The organism is Sphingomonas sp. OK281, assembly GCF_900115295.1.
GTDB lineage: Bacteria > Pseudomonadota > Alphaproteobacteria > Sphingomonadales > Sphingomonadaceae > Sphingomonas.
Genome location: NZ_FOVZ01000001.1, coordinates 866,401 through 885,061, shown reverse-complemented (window position 1 = coordinate 885,061; position 18,661 = coordinate 866,401). Strand labels below are relative to the sequence as shown.

Sequence of the window (18,661 nt, the reverse complement as noted above, 5' to 3'; positions counted from 1 at the left end):
CGCCCGGCATGATCCACGGCGTCGGTTTGGGCCCGGGCGCACAGGACCTGATGAGCGTCCGCTCGGACCGCCTCGTCCGCGGCGCACGCCACATCGCTTATTTCCGCAAAGCCGGTCGTCCAGGCCAAGCCCGGAAGATCGTCGACGGCATGCTCCGCGCCGACGTGATCGAATTCCCCATGGAATACCCCGTCACCACCGAAATCCCGGTCTCGGACCCCCGCTACAACGACCAGCTCTCGACGTTCTACGCCACCTGTATCGACCACCTCGCAGCACTTACCCGCGCCGGCGAGGACATCGTCGTGCTCTGCGAAGGCGATCCGTTCTTCTACGGCTCGTTCATGCACCTCTACACGCGGCTCCAGCCGATCGCGTCCGTGCAGGTCGTGCCTGGCATCACCGGCATGTCGGGCGCGTGGACCGCAAGCGGCGCGCCGATCACCTGGGGCGACGACGTGCTGACGGTCCTCATGGGCACGCTGCCCGAAGAAGACCTCGTGCGCCGGATCCGCGACACGGACGCACTGGTGGTGATGAAGATTGGCCGCCATCTCGACAAGCTTCGCCGCGCCGTCGCCGCCGCCGGTCGTGAGGGCGAAGCGTGGCTGGTCGAATATGCAGCAATGGCGGACCAGCGTGTGACGCGGCTATGCGACGCGGAGGCGATCACGCCCTATTTCTCGATCCTTCTGATCCACGGGCAGGGGAGGCGACCGTGACCGGCTGGCTCGCCATTGCCGGGCTCGGGCCGGGCAACGAAGCGCTAGTGACCCCCGAAGTCACCGCCGTGCTTGCACAGGCGACCGACGTCATCGGCTACATCCCCTACGTCGCGCGCGTCGCTGCTCGCGAAGGCCTGACGCTCCACCCTACCGACAACCGCGTCGAACTCGACCGCGCTACCCATGCGCTCGAACTCGCGACCCGAGGCCACCACGTCGTGATAGTCTCGTCCGGCGACCCCGGCGTGTTCGCGATGGCTGCGGCGGTATTCGAGGCACTCGAAGCCGGCCCGCCGGAATGGCGCGACCTCGATATCCGCGTGCTTCCCGGCATCACCGCGATGCTCGCCGCAAGCGCGCGTGCGGGCGCGCCGCTCGGCCACGATTTTTGCGCTATCAACCTGTCGGACAATCTGAAACCCTGGGATTTGATCGAACGCCGCGTGCGTCTGGCGGCCGAAGCCGACTTCGCGATCGCCTTCTACAATCCGCGGTCGAAAGCACGTCCCGACGGATTGATCCGCATCTTCGAAATCCTGCGCGAGACTTGCCAGGACGATCGACCGGTTCTGTTCGCCCGCGCCGTCTCGACGCCTGGGGAAGCGCTCCACATCGTCCCGTTGCCGGAAGCCCGCGCGGACATGGCCGACATGCGGACGATGATCATCATCGGTTCCAGCCTTACGCGCATCATAGAGCGCCCGGCAGGGCCGATCCTCTACACGCCGCGGTCGGCACGATGATCGTGCCAGCGCAAGACATCCGCAACCGCATGGACCTCGCGTCTTGCGGGCAGGGCCGGCCGATCGATCATGATGACCGGCAATCCGAGCGCGCGCGCCGCATCCAGTTTTGCCGATGCCCCCGTACCGCCGGCGTTCTTGCAGACCACGATCTCGATCGCATGCGCTTCCATCAACCGCCGGTCGCCCTGGACATCGAAAGGCCCGCGATCGACCACCAGATGATGATGCGGCAACGCCGGCGGTCGGTCGGGCACGTCGACGAACCGCAGCAGATAATCGTGCTGAGGCTGCACTGCGAACGCGTCGACATGCATCCGCCCCAGCGCCAGCATCACGCGCCGCGGTGGCCCGGCCAAGGCCGCGACGGCACCGTCGATATCCGCCACGTGCGTCCACCGATCGCCAGCAATCGGCACCCAGGCCGGTCGCGTCAGCGCAATATGCGCGACGCCCGCGCGCTCTGCTGCGACGACAGCGTTCGCGCTCATCCGCGCCGCGAAGGGGTGCGTAGCGTCGACCAGATGCGTCACGTTGTGCGCGCCCAGATACTCGACCAGACCGTCGACGCCGCCGAAGCCCCCGACGCGCACCGGGATCGGCTGCGCTTTCGGGGTGGCGACACGTCCGGCATAGCTCAGCACCGCAACGTCGCCGCGCTCGGCCAGCAGCGGGGCCAAGGTCGCGACCAGCGCACTCGCCTCGGTCGTGCCGCCCAGCACCAGGATGTTCGACATGGCTGACGCTCCCTGGCTAACGATCATCGGCCTTGGCGAAGACGGCGCAGATGGCCTGTCCGCATCGGCAAAATCCGCATTGGCGCAAGCTGACCTGGTGACCGGTGCCACTCGCCATCTCGCACTGCTCGGCGACGTTAAGGGCGCGGTCGAACCATGGCCAGTCCCGTTCGACGACGGGATAGCGCGCTTGCTGTTTCACCGCGGCAAGCGCGTCGTGATGCTCGTGTCCGGCGACCCGTTCTGGTTCGGGGCGGGAACGTCCGTGACCCGCCACCTCGCATCCGGCGAGTGGCTGGCGCACCCCGCAGCCTCCACGTTCGGCCTTGCCGCCTCCCGCCTCGGGTGGCCGATCGAGACCACGGCCTGTCTTGGCCTTCACGCCGCGTCCTTCTCCCGCTTGCGTCGGCATATCGCCCCGGACCGCCGCGCGATCGCGCTCGTCCGCGACGGCACGGCGGTTGCCGCCTTGGCCCGATATCTGTGCGATCTGGGTTTCGGGGACTCGCGCTTGCACATTCTCGAAGCTCTCGGCGGCCCGCGCGAGCGCATGCGCGACACCGCAGCGGCTGACCTCGACTATGACGACATCGCGCATCCCGTCGCGGTCGGGATGGTCTTCGCCGGTGAAGGCACGGTCCTGCCACATGCGTCCGGCCTGCCGGACGCGTGGTTCGAGCATGACGGCCAGCTTACCAAACGCCCGATCCGCGCGCTGACGCTGTCCACCCTGGCACCAAACCCCGGCGAAACGCTATGGGATATCGGCGCGGGATCCGGCTCGATCGGCATCGAATGGTTGCTTGCCCACCCGTCGACACAAGCCACCGCGTTCGAAACGGACTCCGTCCGTGCCGCCCGAGCCGCCAGCAACGCCGCGGCCTTGGGTGTCGACCGGCTCCGTGTCGTTGAAGGCCGCGCACCCGACGCGCTCGAAGGTCAAGACATGCCGGATGCGGTCTTCATCGGCGGAGGCCTGTCCAAAGCATTGCTCGACGCACTATGGGCAAGACTGCCAGCGGGAACGCGCCTAGTCGCGAACGCCGTCACGCTCGAGTCCGAAGCGCTGTTGGCGCATTGGCACGGTCTGAGAGGGGGCAGCCTGCTGCGGATCGAACTGTCCGACGCCGCCCCGCTGGGCACGCGACGCGGCTGGCGCGCGAGCTATCCGGTCGTGCAGTGGAGCGTGACGCTGTGATCGTCGCCGGCTTCGGTTTTCGCGCGGAGGCCACGTTGTCCGCTCTTCAAGAGGCGCTCGCCAGCGCACAGCACGGCCAGCCGCGTGTCACGCTGCTCGCCACGCCACAGGGCAAGGCGGCGCTAGTCGAGCGTCTTGCCGAGGCGATCAACGTACCACTGGTAGCCATCCTCCCCGACGCCTTACGCTCGGTACAGACCCCAACGCAGTCGACCGCCAGCCTCGAAGCCCGCCAGACCGGCAGCGTCGCCGAAGCCTGCGCACTCGCCGCCGCAGGCCCCGGCGCGCGGTTGCTCTCACTTCGCCACATCTCCCCCGACCGGATGGCGACCTGCGCCATCGCTCGGTCGGGCACTCAAGGACCCGCCGCATGACCGTCCATTTCATCGGCGCCGGCCCCGGCGCGCCCGACCTCCTCACGCTCCGCGGCCGCGACCGGATCGCCGGATCGCCGGTATGCCTCTACGCCGGCTCGCTGATCCCCGCGGCGATGCTCGATCACTGTCCGCCGGGCGCACGCATCGTCAACACAGCGCCCTTGTCGCTCGACGAAATCATTGCCGAGATCCAGACGGCGCACGATGCCGGCCGGGACGTCGCGCGTCTCCACTCCGGCGACCTGTCGATCTGGTCGACGATGGGCGAACAGCTCCGGCGACTCCGCGCGTGCGGCATTCCGTTCACGATCACCCCAGGCGTGCCCGCCTTCGCCGCTGCCGCCGCCGCGCTGGAGGTCGAACTGACGCTCCCCGAACTCACGCAGTCGGTGGTGCTGACCCGTACGCCGGGTCGCGCCAGCACGATGCCGCCTGCCGAGACACTGACCGCCTTCGCCGCGACCGGCGCGACGCTCGCGATCCATCTGTCGGTCCACAATCTCGCGGCGGTAATCGCGGACCTTACGCCCGCATACGGCGCCGACTGCCCGGTCGCGATCGTCTGGCGCGCGAGCTGGCCCGACCAGCAGATGGCGCGCGCCACGCTCGCGACGATCGCCGATGGGGTAGCGGGCAAACCCGATCGCACCGCGCTGATCCTCGTCAGCCAGGCGCTCGCTGCCCTGGATTTTGCCGAGAGCAGCCTTTACGCGCAAGGCTATGACCGCCGCTTCCGCCCGCAGTCGGCGGACTCGAAGTTCGTAAGGGGCGAGGCATGACCCCCGGCCTGATGATCGCCGCGCCAGCATCGGGCACCGGCAAGACCACCGTAATGCTCGGGCTTCTCAGCGCGCTCCGCGACGATGGCCTTGTGGTGCAGCCGTTCAAGAGCGGCCCCGACTATATCGATCCCGCCTTCCACCGCGCCGCCAGCGGCCGCGCGTCGTTCAACCTCGACAGCTGGTCGATGCCCTCGGCGATGCTCGCGACCTTGGCCGCGAAAGCCGACGACGCGGACTTCGCTCTCGCGGAAGGCTCGATGGGCCTGTTCGACGGCGTTGCGAAGCCGGGCACGGCCGGCAATGGTGCCAGCGCCGACATCGCCCGCCGGATGGGCTGGCCGGTCGTCCTGGTGATCGACGTCTCGGGACAAGCGCAGTCCGCCGCAGCCACCGCGCTCGGCTTCAGCCGCTACGATCCCAGCGTGCGGATTGCCGGCGTGATCCTCAACCGCGTCGCCAGCCCCCGCCACGAACGCCTCGCGCGCAGCGGCATGGACGCGGTCGGAATCCGGGTGTTCGGCGCATTGCCCCGGCGCGGCGACCTGAAGCTACCCGAGCGCCATCTCGGACTGGTGCAGGCGGTCGAGCATCCCGATCTCGACGCGCGAATCGCCGAATATGCCGGCTTCCTGCGCGCGCATGTCGACATCCCTGCGCTCCGCGACGCGGCGGCCGCCAGTACCAGCCCGGCAAGCGCGCCGAGCTGGATACGCCCTCCGGCACAGCGCATCGCGCTCGCCCAGGACGCCGCCTTCTCGTTCACCTACGCGCACGTGCTCGAAGGCTGGCGACGAGCCGGCGCTGAAATCCTGCCCTTCTCCCCGCTCGCCGACGAGGCCCCGTCGGCGGACGCAGACCTCGTCTGGCTCCCGGGCGGGTATCCCGAACTCCACGCTGGCAAGCTCGCCGAGGCGCGCCGGTTCCACGCAAGCCTGACCGACTTTGCGAAGACCCGTCCGGTCCACGGTGAGTGCGGCGGCTACATGGCGCTCGGCGAGGCGCTGATCGACGCGGACGGCGTTCGCCACCGGATGGCAGGGTTGCTCGGGCTGGTCACCAGCTACGCCCAGCGGAAGATGCATCTGGGTTATCGCCATGCGACCTTGCTCTCGCCGATGGGCGGCGGCGGGGCTGGCGCGGGCCTCACCGGCCATGAATTCCACTACTCTACGATCCTCGATCAGCCGGATGCGCCGCTTGCGCACGTCACCGACGCCGAAGGCAATGCCGTCCCCGAAACCGGCTCCTATCGCGGCCACGTATCGGGCAGTTTCTTCCACATGATCGCCGCAAATCCATGACCGGTTTCGTCTCGTTTGTCGGCTCCGGGCCCGGCGATCCCGAATTGCTGACCCTGAAGGCGGTTTCGCGGTTGCAGCTAGCGGACGCGGTGCTGTTCGACGACCTGTCCTCGACAGTGCTCGGCCACGCGCGCGCCGGCGCCGACCTGGTCGCGGTCGGGAAACGCGCCGGTCGTCCATCGCCGAGCCAAGCGCACGTTTCGCAACTGCTGGTCGAATACGCCCAGACCGGCATCCGCGTCGTCCGCCTGAAATCCGGCGACGCGGGCATGTTCGGCCGTCTCGAGGAGGAGATCGCCGCGCTCAGGGCAGCCGGCATACCGTTCGAAATCATCCCCGGCATCAGTGCCGCCAGCGCCGCCGCGGCAGCAGCGCAAATTCCGCTCACGCGCCGGCTCAGCGCGCGCCGGGTCCAGTTCGTCACCGGCCACGACGTGACCGGCGACCTGCCGGAACAGCGCAACATGGCCGCGCTCGCCGATCCCGAAGCGACGACGGTGGTCTTCATGCCGAAGCGCACTTTTCCAGCGCTGGCCGCATCGCTGATCGAGCACGGGCTTTCCGCGGATACGCCGGCGCTGATCGCCGAGAATGTCGGCCACCCCGACCAGTCCCTGACCCGCTCGACGATCGCCAAACTCGCGGCGCAGTTGCAGGCAGGCTTCTCCGGCAAACCCGCGTTGATCCTCTACGGGCCGCTCATGGACCCGGAGACCAACAGCGAATGATCGATCTCCACCTGATCGGCATCGGCACCGGCAACCCCGATCACCTTACGCGCGCCGCGATCGCTGCGATGAACGCCGCCGACGTGATCCTCCTGCCGCGCAAGGGGGATGCGAAGTCCGATCTGATCGACCTCCGCCGCACCATCTGCGCAGACGTGTTGACCGGCACCACCCGCGTCATCGAGTTCGACCTGCCGGACCGCGACACGTCCGCGCCCTATCTCAGCGCCGTCGACCAATGGCACGACGCGATCGCGCTCGCTTGGCGGGACGAGATCGCGCACCACTTGCCGAACGGCGGTCGCCTCGCGTTGCTTGTATGGGGCGATCCGTCGCTTTACGACAGCACGCTCCGGATCGCCGATCGGCTCCGCGCCGAAGGCTTGGCGATGCGGGTGACGGTCGAACCCGGTATCACCAGTCTCCAGGCATTGACCGCGGCACATGCCATACCGTTAAATAGGGTCGGCGCGCCGGTTCTGATCACCACGGGACGGCGTTTGCGGGCAGAAGGCTGGCCTGCGGAGGTCGATACGATCGCGGTCATGCTCGACGGCGATTGCGCGTTCCAGATGCTGGATGCGCCGGGTATCTTGATATGGTGGGGTGCGTATCTGGGAATGCCGCATCAGGCACTGATCGCTGGCTCTCTGCACGAAGTCGCCGAACGGATCATCCGGACTCGTGCCAATCTTCGCGAGCGGCATGGCTGGATCATGGACATCTATATCCTGTGCCGCGACCAGTCCGGCAACCCAGGTTAATCTGAACCTTTGATTGCTAGCGCGTTCAGGCAGCATCCGGAGTGTCGGGGGTAAGCGGCCCCAGCACAACAACGTCGGAGTCCGACCATGGTGAAGATCGTCATCATCGCCTTCGCGACGATATGGGGAGCATCGATGCTGTTCGGCGTGACCCTCCTCGTCGGCAGTCGCTACTCGACCCGCATCCGCCGGTTCGTGAGCGACGACTGAAGCGCGCGCCAGTCTATCGCTAATCGGAGCGGACGGCAGCGCCAAAAAGGCAGCCGTCGTCCGCCTCCGTCGTCCTCGTTATTCGAGGTCGTCTTCGTCGACGATGATCGTCGTCGCATTCGGCTTGCGCTCGATCGCGGCCAGGCACGCGTCGACGATATCGTCGTTGAACCGGTTGAACAGCTCGATGCCGTCGTCCTCGGGTTCGTCGCCGCTCAGTTCCTTCAGAACCGCGTACTTGACCGCGAACTCATACTCGTCGCCGTCGAACTCGCCGGAAAATTCGATCTGCTTCTGGATGTCGTTGTCGACGACGCTCGCCTGATCGATTTCGAGGGTATTTGCCATGTCGGAACTCCTGGGGTTTGACCGCCTACTGCCTGCGAGCGGGCGGCAGTGCAAGCGCTCAACCCGGTGGCTTGCTAACCGATTGTAACAAGGGCTGGGGCAGGGCAATGATAGGGGCATCACTCCTGCCATTGTGAGTCGTCAATGTCGCGTTCCAGCCTGCTTCGTTCCGCCGCGCTTCTCTGCTGCATCGCCAGCGCCGCATCTGCGCAAACCCCCGCCAAATCGTCACGCGTCAATCCGCTGACCGTCCCCAGCACGCTGCCGTTCCAGGCGCCGCGCTTCGACCAGATCAAGGACACCGACTACCAGCCCGCGCTCGAGCAGGGCATGGCCGAGCAGATCACCGAAATGAAGGCGATCGCGAACAATTCCGCGGCGTCGACCTTCGCCAACACGATCGAGGCGATGGAGCGCTCGGGCCGCACGCTCGACCGCGCGAGCCAGGCGTTCTTCGGCGTGTCGCAGGCGAACACCAACGACGCGCTCGACGCGGTACGGTCCGCGGAGGCACCCAAGCTCGCGCAGCACAGCGACGCGATCTATCTCGACCCCAAGCTCTTCGCGCGCGTCCAGGCGCTGTATGCTAAGAAGGACTCGCTCGGGCTCGATGCCGAGCAGAAGCAGGTCCTCGAGATCTATCACAGCGATTTCCTCCATGCCGGCGCGCAGCTGAACGATGCCGACAAGGCCAAGCTGCGGTTGCTCAACACGCAGATCTCGACCGCGACGACCGACTTCCAGCAGAAGCTGCTCGCCGGCACGAAGGCGGGGGCGCTGGTGGTCGACGACAAGGCCAAGCTCGCCGGGCTGAGCGATGCGGAGATCGCCGCCGCCGCGGAAGGCGCCAAGGAGCGCGGGATGCCCGGCAAATACGTGTTGTCGCTCCAGAACACGACGCAGCAGCCGGCGCTCGCCTCGCTTTCTGACCGTGCAACGCGTGCGGCGCTCTTCGACAAGAGCTGGACCCGCTCGGAGAAGGGTGACGCCAACGATACGCGCGCGCTGATCCAGAAGATCGCGCAGTTGCGCGCGCAGAAGGCGCAGCTGCTCGGCTATCCGAACTATGCCGCCTATTCGCTGTACGATCAGATGGCGAAGACCCCGGCGGCGGCGAAGGGCTTCATGACGCAGCTCGTCCCCGCGACCGCTGCGGAACAGCGCCGCGAGGCCGCCGAGTTGCAGAAGACGATCGACGCGACCGGCGCTTCGTTCCCGCTCGCGCCGTCGGACTGGGATTTCTATTCGGACAAGGTGCGGAAAGCCAAGTACGACCTCGACCAGAACGAGCTGAAGCCGTATTTCGAGATCAGCCGCGTGCTGACCGACGGCGTATTCTTCGCGGCCAACCAGCTCTACGGCGTCACCTTCAAGGAACGCCGCGATATCCCGACCTATCAGCCGGACATCCGCGTGTTCACCGTCTACGACAAGGACGGCTCCGAGCTCGGCCTGATGTATTTCGATTACTGGAAGCGCGACAACAAGGCGGGCGGCGCGTGGATGTCGAACTTCGTTGGCCAGTCGAAGCTGCTGAAGACCAAGCCGGTCGTCTACAACGTCGGCAACTTCACCAAGCCCGCGCCGGGCCAGCCTGCGCTGATCACGTTCGACGACGTGACGACGATGTTCCACGAATTCGGCCATGCGCTGCACGGGCTGTTCGCGAACCAGACCTACCCTTTGGTCTCGGGCACCAACACCGCGCGCGACTGGGTCGAGTTCCCGTCGCAGTTCAACGAGCATTGGGCGCTCGATCCCAAGGTGTTCGCAAACTATGCCAAGGATTACCGCACCGGCGCGGTGATGCCGCAGGCGCTCGTCACGAAGATCAAGAACGCGGCGAAGTTCAACCAAGGCTATGAGCTTGGCGAACTGGTTGCAGCGGCGACGCTCGACCAGGATTGGCATTCGCTGCCGGCGTCGGCCGGGCCGCAGGACGTCGACGCGTTCGAGACCAAGGCGCTCAATTCGATGGGCCTCGACACGAAGGACGTGCCGCCGCGCTACCGCACCAGCTATTTCGCGCACATCTGGGCGGGCGGCTATGCGGCGGGGTATTACGCATATCTGTGGACTCAGATGCTCGATAACGACGCGTATGCGTGGTTCATGTCGCATGGCGGGCTGACGCGCGCGAACGGCCAGCGCTTCCGCGACATGATCCTGTCGAAGGGGCATACCGAGGATTACGGTCCGATGTTCAAGGCGTTCTACGGCAAGGATCCGGATATCGGCCCGATGCTCGACGACCGCGGCCTGACGGCGGGCGCAAAGTAGGGACTTGCGATCGATCGGCGGCGATGATGTAACCTAGCCCGGTTGCGCCATCGCCGCCTGATCTTCGTCCACCGGGAACAGCATCGCGGGATCGCCCGGCTGCCAAGGGACCGGCCTGACCATGACCCGCGCGAACAGGGCCGAAGCGAGATGCCCGGCCAGCCATCTCTGCAACCGGTCGAATGGCAGTCCGTTGAAATACGACCGGTCCGTCTCCGCGAACTGTCTGACGAACGGCATGATCGCCAGGTCGGTCATCCTATGCCCATCGCACCCCAGCGTATCGGAACCGGCCAGCCTCTCGTCCATGTCCCGCAACAGGTTGGTTGCGACGTCACGGTGCGCGCTCGCGTCAACACCGTAGCGGTCGGCGTATTTGTATCGATCCAGATGGTATTTGAAGGCACCGTCATTGGACGCGATCAGCGCCGCATCGGCCTCGTTCGGCCACGCTGCCTCTGGCCGGTCCGCCGTGTCGCGTAAAACCGCCCACTGCATGATGCCCAGGCTTTCGTCGATCACCGATCCGTCCGGCAGGACGAGGACAGGCACCGTTCCCTTGGGCGAGGCTTCCAGCATGGCCGACGGCTTGTCGCGAAGGACGACCTCGCGCAGTTCGACGAGCCGGGCGTTCGCGGCGATCGCGAGACGCGCACGCATCGCGTAGGGGCAGCGGCGAAAGCTGTAGAGTATCGGCATCATCTGCTCGCCATAGCGCAGGCCCGCGCGGCCGTCGTGCCATGCCGACCACGACCGGTGCCGCGGCACCGATCGTGGTCTTCAGGCCGCTGTCAGCTCAGAAGCGATAGCCGATCGTCGCCTGCACCGTCCGCCGGTTGCCGTACCAGCACCAGTTGTAGTTGGCGAAGCACGACGTCAGATACTTCTTGTCGAAGATGTTGGCACCGTTGACGGCCAAGCTCAGCCCGCGAAGCGACGGAGCGAACTTCGCCAGATCGTAGCGGATCAGCGCGTCGTACACCGTATAGGACGGGCTGTTCCGACCAGCGGTTTCGCCCGGCGTGACGCCTGCATAGACCTGATCGACATGACGCAGCGCGCCACCGATCGTTAGCCCTTCGAGGCCACCGTGCGGTGGTGTCCAATCCAGCGCGAGCGTCGTGCCGCCCCGCCCGACCGTTTCAAGTCCACGACCGACGCGCGACGGATCGTTCAGGTCCTGCGTGACCTTAACCCGCTGGCGGCTATAGGCTACCCGCGCATTGAAACCGTAGGGCAGGGGCGCGGTGCCTTCGAACTCGACGCCCTGCGACCGGACCTCCCCGGTCTGGGTCGAGACCGAGAACGTCGGCGTCGAGGTCAGCACGTTGGTCTGGTCGATCCGGAACCACGCGCCGGACAGCAGGATCTGCGTACCGGGCAGCGTGAACTTCGCACCGGCTTCAAGCTGCTTGCCGAGCGACGGATCCGCGATGCCGAAGCTGCCATCGGGACGCAGCACGGTGCCTGCCTGTTGCTCGAACGACGTCGAATAACTGACATACGGCGCCAGACCGAACGGCAACGTGTAGAGCGCAGCGGCGCGGTAGGTGAACTTCTCGTCGTTCTTCGCCGCAGCGCCGATCTGCTGCGCGCGCGCCCAATCCTGGCGTCCACTGACCACGACGCGAAGCTCGCCGAGCACCATCTGGTCCTGCGCGTAAAGGCCCTGCTGGCGCTGGCGCGCGTTGATCGTGAACTGCCCGCCGATCGCTTCCGGCGTGGTCGGTACCACCACCGTGCCATAGACCGGGGCAAAACCATTCAGCGACGGCGCGGTGCCGAACGCGGCGACCTCGGCCGAATGCGCGACCTGGCGATCGACACCGAACAACAGCGTATGCTTGACCGGACCGGTCTGCACCGTGCCGGTCAGCTGGTTGTCGAAGGTCCAGTTGTTGAGCTGTTCGCGCGTCGCATAGGAGGCGCGGCTATAAGTCTGCTGCGTCGGGTCGGTCGCGTCGAGGCCGCCCGCGGTATAGATCAGCCCGAGGTTCGACTTCACATACTGATACCGGCCCGACGAGCGGAACGCCCAGCCGCCGCCGAAATCGTGACGGAAGATATACGTCAGCGCGGCCTGCTCGCGACTGAATCGGTTGCCCGCCTCGCCGCCGTCGAAGCTGGTCGGCAGCTTGCCGTTGGGGTTGGCGATCAACGTGCCGCTGGCCGGGAACACGCCGTAATCGCCATTATACGGATCGTGCGAATAGGCGCCGAGCAGCGTGAAACTGGTCGAGCTTCCTGCACCCGCTGTCACCGCGCCCGACACGGTCTGACGCTCGCGCTTGCCGAACTTCTGCTGCGTATCGGCGCCGTTCGCGCTGCCGTTGATGCGCCACAGGACGCCTTCACCCGCGCGCCCGCCGATATCGGCATCGACACGGTAGAGGTCATAGTTGCCGTACGTGCCGCTGATCGCACCATACAGGGCCTGATCGAGCGGCAATTTGCTCGACTCCGCGACGAGACCGCCTGGGCTGGACTGGCCGTAAAGAACCGACGCAGGGCCCTTGATGACCTCGATTCGATCCAACCGCGAGACGTCGACCTGCGGCACCGCATAGCCGGAGGCGCTGCCGAACTGCTTCAGGCCGTCGAGATAGACCGGCGCGTCGAACCCGCGCAGCTTGAACTGGTCATAGACTTCGCCACTCGATCCGCGCGTTTCCGGCGTCACGCCGGCAACGAAGCGCAGCGCCTGGTTCAGGTTCTGAAGGCTGCGTCCGGCGATATCGTCCGCCGTGATGACCGTGATCGACTGCGGCGTCTCGGCAAGCGGCGTGTCCGTCTTCGTCCCGGACGACGCTTGGCCCCGGGCATGCAGACCGGTCACCACGATGACGCCGGCACCGGTTTCATCGCGCGTCGCGGGACCAGCGACCGGGTCGGTCTGCGCGAAACTTGGCGTAGCCAACGTTGCGGAACCAAGCAGTAAGGCAATGCCAAGGCGGTGTGTCATGCGAACCCTTTTCGTTATGCGCCCCCGCTAATGTTTATGATAACTATTATCAATAGTGCGTTCGTCGATTTTGAGAGCCGAGACGCGCCAAGGCGAGTGGTATGCGAGACGGGCGGCGCTTCCCAACGCGCGGTCTGGTGGTAGCTTGTCGATAGCGATGCGCAGCCCACCGGCTGCTGCGTCCTGGGTGCCCCGCCTGGATACGAGAGTGTCGCACGGACGGGCGGGGCATCCCGTTCACTTGAAATTAACCGAGAAACCGCATAGCGCGAGCCAGAGGCATCGCCATAGTATCGCGTACCTTCAGCGCCCCGCCGGTTTTCAGTCACACGGGCGGGCGGGGCGCTATTCTCCCCCGTATCCCTGGCCGTCCCGTATCGCTGGCCGTCAGTTCAGCCCTAGCCGGGACAGGCGGGCATCGACGAGGTCGAGTTCTCGTCCCAACTGCTCGGCAAGATCGATCCCGATCTCGCGCCGCCGGGCAAGATCGAAGATCGCGTTCCGCTCGGCGCGCACAGCAGCAAGCCGCATATCCCGTTCGATCTGACCATCGCCCTGCCGCGCGCGGTCGTCGGGTTGCGCCGTCAGGCTGTCGATCCGTTCCCGGTACTGGTCCATCAACCGCGCGGCGATATCCGTGACGCGATCGGGATCGTCACGCCCCTCGGTCATCTTGTGCTGAACGCGGTCCAGCTCTGCGATCGCGGCGTTTGCAGCGACCAGCCGTGCTTGGTCCCGCGCCGCACCGACCCCCGTCTCGGCGGGCAGGCTCAGCCCCCTGAGTAGTAACGGCAACGCGACGGCGGCGATCACCAGCGACGACAGGATTACGCCCGACGCCAGAAAGATGACCAGATCGCGTGCCGGAAAGGGGGTGCCGTCGCTCAGGCTCAGCGGCAGGGTCAGCGCACCCGCCAGCGTGATCGCGCCGCGTGCGCCGGCGCAGGACATCGCGGCGATGATCCGGCGCGGAGGGCTGGCACTGCCCGCGACATCGTTGCGACGCCGCGCCCGGAACAGCGTGAACTGCAGCGAGACCCAGACCCAACCGTAGCGCAGGAGTGCGAGGCCTGTCACGATCGCGAGGACGTAGATTGCGAGCCACCACGGGCTGGCGTGACCCGCGGACGTCACGGTGTCGCGGGCGCGGACGAACACGTCGGGCAGCTGCTCCCCGAGCAATACGAAGATGACGCCGTTCAACGTAAACTGCAGCATGTCCCATACCGCGCGCCGACGAATGCGCGTACCTGCCGCGACCGCGGTGGTGGCGTCGGTGAACGTCATCGCGATCCCCGCCGCGGCCGCTGCGAGTACGCCCGAGGCATGGATGTGCTCTGCCAGCAGGTAGGCGGCGAACGGGATCAGGAGGCTGACGAGAATGTTCGAGCCGGCCTCGTCGCCGAAGCGGCGGGCGAACGCACTCTTGCTGGCGACGATGCCCAGCGCGACGCCCACCCCGATCGCAACGCCCGCTATCGCCATCCAGGCGAACGTCGCGGCGGCCTGCGCGAGCGAAAAGGTCCCCGTGAGCACGGCTGCGATCGCAAATCGTACGCAGACGAGGCCCGAGGCGTCGTTCAGCAACGCCTCGCCTTCGAGGATGTGCATCATGCGCTTCGGGATCGGCGCCTTCTGCGCGACGGCCGATACCGCGATCGGATCGGTCGGCGACACCACTGCCGCCAGCGCGAACGCGACGCCCAGCGGCATCGCCGGGATCAGCCAGTGCACGAACAGGCCCATGCCGAGTACGGTGAGGAACACGAGGCCGAGCGCGAGACCGAGCACCGCGCCGCGATCCCGGAACAGTTCGTCCTTGGGTATCCGCCAGCCGTCGAGAAACAGGAGCGGGGGGACGAGCAGCAGGAAGAACAGTTCGGGATCGAGCTCGACCCGGACATGCGCGACCGTGCCGATCACTGCGCCCAACGCTATCTGCACCAGAGGGCGAGGCAGTGCCGAGGGTAACATGCGCGAGGCGATGCCGCTGACCACGACGGCCAGCAGCAGGAACAGGCACAAGGTTACGATCTGCAAACCGGACTCCCTTTCGATATAGACAGTCGCTCAGTGCGATCGTGCGACCATGGACTGGCAGGCGTTCGATGGACATACGGCCAGGAACACAAGCGCGTCCGATGCTTAGCAGCCCGGGGCAGATCGCGGAAGCGTCCGCCCCCGGTTCAGATCTCGTCCGGGGCGAACCCTAGCGCGGAGGTCAGTGCCGAGCGGGCAAGGGTACATTGCTCCCAGAGGCGAGGGTCGCCGAGATCGTCGGGCGCGATCGCCTCGGGCCAGTGCCGCGCGATCGCAGCCTCAACGCGCGTGCAGGCATCGTCGTCGAGAAGGAAGCGCGGATCGATCGCAGCGCGCGCCTCCGGCGTGACCTGCACGCGCAACCGAAGGCAGGCAGGTCCGCCGCCGTTACGCATCGATTCGCGTACGTCGACGATTTCGAGCTTCCGGATCGGACCGCCGCCGGCAACCAGTTCGTTCAACCAGCCCCAGACGTCTTCGTTCTCTCGCGCTTCGGCAGGAAGGATGAGCGCCATGCCCCCCGCCGCCGGCACCGTCACCAACTGCGAATTGAACAGATACGTCCGGATCGCGGTGTTCAGGCTGACTCGGCTCGCCGGTACTTCGACGATGACCGCGTCGGGCATCCGCGCCTGAACCGCGGATCGGACCGCCGACGGATCCGCAAAGGCGTGCTCGTGCGCGAACAGGACATGACCGTTCGAGACCGCGACGACGTCATTGTGGAACGCGCCCGCGGCGATCGCCTCGTCGCTTTGCCGAACGACAAGGACACGGGCGGGATCGAGGCCATGGCGACGGGCGACGGCCTCGCTCGCCACGCGATGCTGGCGGGCGGGGAAGCCGCCGGCTTCTCCCTTGCCGTAGACGAGAATTTCGACCGGACGCGTATCGCCCGCTGCGCCGGGCGGCGGGACCAGCCGCATGAAGTTCGCCGCCCCCTCGTCGCCGAACGCAGCCGGCACCGGGGAATGGACGCGGAAGAAGCGCGGGTCTGCGAACGCAAGCCGCAGTTGCCGTTCGGTCTGCTCGGCCTCGCTCGCTCGGTGCGGCATCGTCGACAGGTTGGCGATCGAGATATGGCAGAGTCCGTCGGCGGTATCGGTCGCCGGTGAAACCGTCCCCGCATTTGCCGTCCACATCGCCGAAGCCGACATCGCGTTGGCCATCAATCCGCGGTCGGACGCCCACGCGGTGGCGCAGACTTCGGCATCGCTGCCGACGAACCCCAATGCGCGGAGCCAGCCGACATTGGGTCGGACATGCGGCAGGAACACGCCTTGCTCAAGTCCAAGCGCCATCAATCGGCGCATCTTTGCCACGCCTTGCAAGGCCGCCATCCGTGGCGCGGATACCGCACCGGCGTTTGCCGAGGATGCGCGATTGCCGAGCGAGAGGCCGGCATAGTTATGCGTCGGTCCGATGATCCCATCGAAGTTGATCTCGATCACGCATCTCTCTCCTGGGCACGAGTCACTCGTCCGCCTTCACGAACGACTACAATAGGATGTGTCGGCGGCGACGCCAGATGCGTAGGCACATTGCCCGACGCATACGGCCTGAACGGACGCCCCCGCGCGGTTCGATGCCGGGGTCGGCATAGCGACTATGCGTGCCCGGTGCGGGACGATGCGAGGTTTCGGACCGGGCGAGGCTGTGGCACTAGGTTCTGCATGGGCGGGACATCAAGAGCAGCGGGTCTGCGCAAGGGGAGCGTGGCTTGGCTGCGCACGGCGATCGTGGCAGCGGCTGCCATGGTTGCAGGCGGCGGCCCTGCGCAAGCCCAGGACGATCCCGGATTTCAATCCTACATGGTGCAGCTGCGCCAGCAGGCTCTGGCCGACGGCGTCAGCGTCCGGACGGCGGACGCGGTGTTTCCGGGCCTGACGCTCAACCCGCGGGTGATCGAACTCGATCGGGGGCAACCCGGCGCCACGAACACGAGCAGCGCGATCCCTGCCTTCGCACCGTATCGCAGCCAGCACGTCGATGCCGCACGGATCGCCCGAGGCCGGCAGACGTATCTGGCGCAGCGCTCGCGGTTGCAGCGGATCGAGCAGCAGACCGGCGTTCCCGAATCGATCATGGTCGCGATCTGGGGCCATGAAACGAATTACGGCAGCTATACCGGCAATTTCGACCTGCTTCGCTCGCTGGCGAGCCTCGCCTATGAGGGGCGTCGCCGATCGCTGTTCGCCGGCGAGTTCATCGCCGGGCTGAAGATGCTCGATCGCGGGGTTACGCGCGAGCAGCTGAAGGGCAGCTGGGCAGGGGCCACCGGCAATCCGCAGTTCCTGCCGTCGATCTACCTCCGCCTGGCGCGCGACGGCGACGGCGATGGCCGCGCGGACATCTGGAACAGTCCGGCCGACACGCTTGCCTCGATCGGCAATTACTTCACGGACGCGGGCTGGCGCGCGGGCCAGCCCTGGGGCGTCGCGGTCACCGTACCTGCGGGCCTCGACCGGTCGCAGGTCCGCAACCGACTGGTGTCGCCGCGCTGCCCCCGCGTGTTCGAGCGACACAGCGGCTGGCGGACGATCGCCGAGTGGCGTGCACTCGGCGTGACGTCGCAGGGCCGAAGCTTGCCCGCGGACAGCGTGATGGCGACGCTGCTCGAGCCGGACGGGCAGGGCGCTACCGCCTATCTGCTGACGAGCAACTACCGCGTCATCCTCGACTACAATTGCTCGAACTTCTACGCGCTGTCGGTCGGATTGCTGGCCGATGCGGTCGAGCGCTAGGGCCCTCTGCCTGGCGTTCGCGCTGGCCGCGTGCAGCAACGCGCACGATAGCGTCGGCGCGACCTTTCCCGCAGGCGGGGGACTTTACGGCAGCTATCAGGATACCGGCCTGGCGAGCTGGTATGGCGAGGAATTGTCCGGCAACCGTACGGCATCTGGCGAAGCGTTCGATCCCGCCGCGATGACCGCCGCCCACCGGACCTTGCCACTCGGATCGTTCGTCGAGGTCACCTGCGTCGAGACCGGGCGATCGATCCTGGTCCGGATCAACGATCGTGGTCCGGGCCGTCGAGACCGGATGATCGATCTGTCGCGCGCCGCGGCGCATCTGCTCGGCACCGATGGGCGACAGATCGCCAGGGTAAGGATCCGAGCGATCATACCCACGGTACAGGATGTATCGCTGTTGCGCGCCGGGAAAGCCGCCAGGGCGCGGATGCCGGTTTTTACGCAGGCCGCGAGTTTCGATGCACTCCCCGCGCGCAAGCCGCTGCCTCCGCTCATCCCGGGACGACGATACGTGTTGCAGGTCGCGACCTTCTCGAACGAAGATCGTGCGACGGCGTTGGCTGAGCGCCTCGATGCCGATGTCGTCGAACGCGGCGGACTGTACCGCGTCCGCATCGGCCCGTTCAAAGATGCCGTCAGCCTGCAACGCGCGCGTGACGCGGTCGCCGAGCGCGGCTATGGCGATGCCCAAGTCCTGCCTACGGATTGAGTTC

18 protein-coding genes are annotated in these 18,661 nt (G+C 66.6%); 12 read left to right on the top strand and 6 right to left on the bottom strand.

Features of this window, described 5'->3' with window-relative positions; all coding sequences use genetic code 11:
• The first annotated feature begins 8 nt into the window (after positions 1 to 8).
• Both cobI and cobJ read left to right on the top strand, forming a co-directional pair.
• Positions 9 to 722 (top strand): precorrin-2 C(20)-methyltransferase, encoded by a 714-nt coding sequence (gene cobI / locus BM244_RS04125; RefSeq protein ID WP_093398104.1) that lies wholly within the window; start codon positions 9 to 11, stop codon positions 720 to 722.
• Positions 719 to 1,468 carry a precorrin-3B C(17)-methyltransferase gene (gene cobJ / locus BM244_RS04120; RefSeq protein ID WP_093397545.1) on the top strand — a complete coding sequence of 250 codons (750 nt, stop codon included), beginning with the start codon at positions 719 to 721 and terminating at the stop codon, positions 1,466 to 1,468. The genes cobI and cobJ overlap by 4 nt, the downstream gene beginning before the upstream one ends.
• Here cobJ and BM244_RS04115 read toward each other — a convergent pair.
• On the bottom strand, positions 1,444 to 2,205 hold the full coding sequence (locus BM244_RS04115) for a cobalt-precorrin-6A reductase (RefSeq protein WP_093397543.1): 762 nt from the start codon (positions 2,203 to 2,205) through the stop codon (positions 1,444 to 1,446). The genes cobJ and BM244_RS04115 overlap by 25 nt on opposite strands.
• On the opposite strand from BM244_RS04115, the gene cbiE reads away from it, so the two are divergent.
• The 7 genes from cbiE (at position 2,195) to BM244_RS23745 (ending at position 7,565) form a co-directional block, all read left to right on the top strand.
• Positions 2,195 to 3,403: a precorrin-6y C5,15-methyltransferase (decarboxylating) subunit CbiE gene (cbiE, locus tag BM244_RS04110; RefSeq protein WP_093397542.1), complete on the top strand. Its 1,209-nt coding sequence runs from the start codon at positions 2,195 to 2,197 to the stop codon at positions 3,401 to 3,403. The genes BM244_RS04115 and cbiE overlap by 11 nt on opposite strands.
• Entirely contained in the window at positions 3,400 to 3,777 is a 378-nt protein-coding gene (locus BM244_RS04105; RefSeq protein ID WP_093397540.1) for a cobalamin biosynthesis protein, read from the top strand. Before cbiE ends, BM244_RS04105 begins: the two co-directional genes overlap by 4 nt.
• The gene (cobM, locus tag BM244_RS04100) at positions 3,774 to 4,559 is read left to right on the top strand and encodes a precorrin-4 C(11)-methyltransferase (protein WP_093397539.1); all 786 of its coding nucleotides are present in this window, start codon (positions 3,774 to 3,776) and stop codon (positions 4,557 to 4,559) included. Before BM244_RS04105 ends, cobM begins: the two co-directional genes overlap by 4 nt.
• Entirely contained in the window at positions 4,556 to 5,863 is a 1,308-nt protein-coding gene (locus BM244_RS04095) for a cobyrinic acid a,c-diamide synthase CobB (protein WP_093397537.1), read from the top strand. Before cobM ends, BM244_RS04095 begins: the two co-directional genes overlap by 4 nt.
• Positions 5,860 to 6,591, top strand: coding sequence for a uroporphyrinogen-III C-methyltransferase (gene cobA / locus BM244_RS04090; RefSeq protein ID WP_093397535.1), 732 nt, complete (start codon positions 5,860 to 5,862; stop codon positions 6,589 to 6,591). The genes BM244_RS04095 and cobA overlap by 4 nt, the downstream gene beginning before the upstream one ends.
• On the top strand, positions 6,588 to 7,355 hold the full coding sequence (cobF, locus tag BM244_RS04085) for a precorrin-6A synthase (deacetylating) (protein ID WP_093397534.1): 768 nt from the start codon (positions 6,588 to 6,590) through the stop codon (positions 7,353 to 7,355). The genes cobA and cobF overlap by 4 nt, the downstream gene beginning before the upstream one ends.
• Positions 7,356 to 7,442: 87 nt before the next feature.
• On the top strand, positions 7,443 to 7,565 hold the full coding sequence (locus tag BM244_RS23745) for a hypothetical protein (RefSeq protein WP_302847239.1): 123 nt from the start codon (positions 7,443 to 7,445) through the stop codon (positions 7,563 to 7,565).
• A gap of 78 nt (positions 7,566 to 7,643) precedes the next feature.
• Here the strand turns inward: BM244_RS23745 and BM244_RS04080 are convergent, their stop codons facing one another.
• Positions 7,644 to 7,913: a DUF1488 family protein gene (locus BM244_RS04080; RefSeq protein ID WP_093397532.1), complete on the bottom strand. Its 270-nt coding sequence runs from the start codon at positions 7,911 to 7,913 to the stop codon at positions 7,644 to 7,646.
• Between the two features lie 144 nt (positions 7,914 to 8,057).
• Here BM244_RS04080 and BM244_RS04075 point away from each other — a divergent pair, with 144 nt between their 5' ends.
• Positions 8,058 to 10,193, top strand: a complete 2,136-nt coding sequence (locus tag BM244_RS04075) for a M3 family metallopeptidase (protein ID WP_093397531.1) — start codon at positions 8,058 to 8,060, stop codon at positions 10,191 to 10,193.
• Positions 10,194 to 10,226: 33 nt separating this feature from the next.
• Here the strand turns inward: BM244_RS04075 and BM244_RS04070 are convergent, their stop codons facing one another.
• The 4 genes from BM244_RS04070 to BM244_RS04055 all read right to left on the bottom strand — a co-directional run bounded on the left by BM244_RS04070 (position 10,227) and on the right by BM244_RS04055 (position 16,646).
• Positions 10,227 to 10,892 (bottom strand): glutathione S-transferase, encoded by a 666-nt coding sequence (locus tag BM244_RS04070; protein WP_093398103.1) that lies wholly within the window; start codon positions 10,890 to 10,892, stop codon positions 10,227 to 10,229.
• A 97-nt stretch (positions 10,893 to 10,989) separates the two neighbouring features.
• Complete coding sequence (locus BM244_RS04065) at positions 10,990 to 13,155, bottom strand: TonB-dependent siderophore receptor (protein WP_093397529.1); 2,166 nt, start codon at positions 13,153 to 13,155, stop codon at positions 10,990 to 10,992.
• A 387-nt stretch (positions 13,156 to 13,542) separates the two neighbouring features.
• A complete protein-coding gene (locus BM244_RS04060) occupies positions 13,543 to 15,195 on the bottom strand; it encodes a Na+/H+ antiporter (protein WP_175518039.1) in 1,653 nt (550 codons plus the stop codon).
• A gap of 146 nt (positions 15,196 to 15,341) precedes the next feature.
• Positions 15,342 to 16,646 carry an N-succinylarginine dihydrolase gene (locus tag BM244_RS04055; RefSeq protein ID WP_093397528.1) on the bottom strand — a complete coding sequence of 435 codons (1,305 nt, stop codon included), beginning with the start codon at positions 16,644 to 16,646 and terminating at the stop codon, positions 15,342 to 15,344.
• Positions 16,647 to 16,949: 303 nt separating this feature from the next.
• Between BM244_RS04055 and BM244_RS04050 the strand changes: the two genes are divergently transcribed.
• Both BM244_RS04050 and BM244_RS04045 read left to right on the top strand, forming a co-directional pair.
• A complete protein-coding gene (locus BM244_RS04050; protein WP_254784303.1) occupies positions 16,950 to 17,939 on the top strand; it encodes a lytic murein transglycosylase in 990 nt (329 codons plus the stop codon).
• Positions 17,923 to 18,657: an SPOR domain-containing protein gene (locus BM244_RS04045; protein ID WP_093397525.1), complete on the top strand. Its 735-nt coding sequence runs from the start codon at positions 17,923 to 17,925 to the stop codon at positions 18,655 to 18,657. The genes BM244_RS04050 and BM244_RS04045 overlap by 17 nt, the downstream gene beginning before the upstream one ends.
• Positions 18,658 to 18,661: the final 4 nt, after the last annotated feature.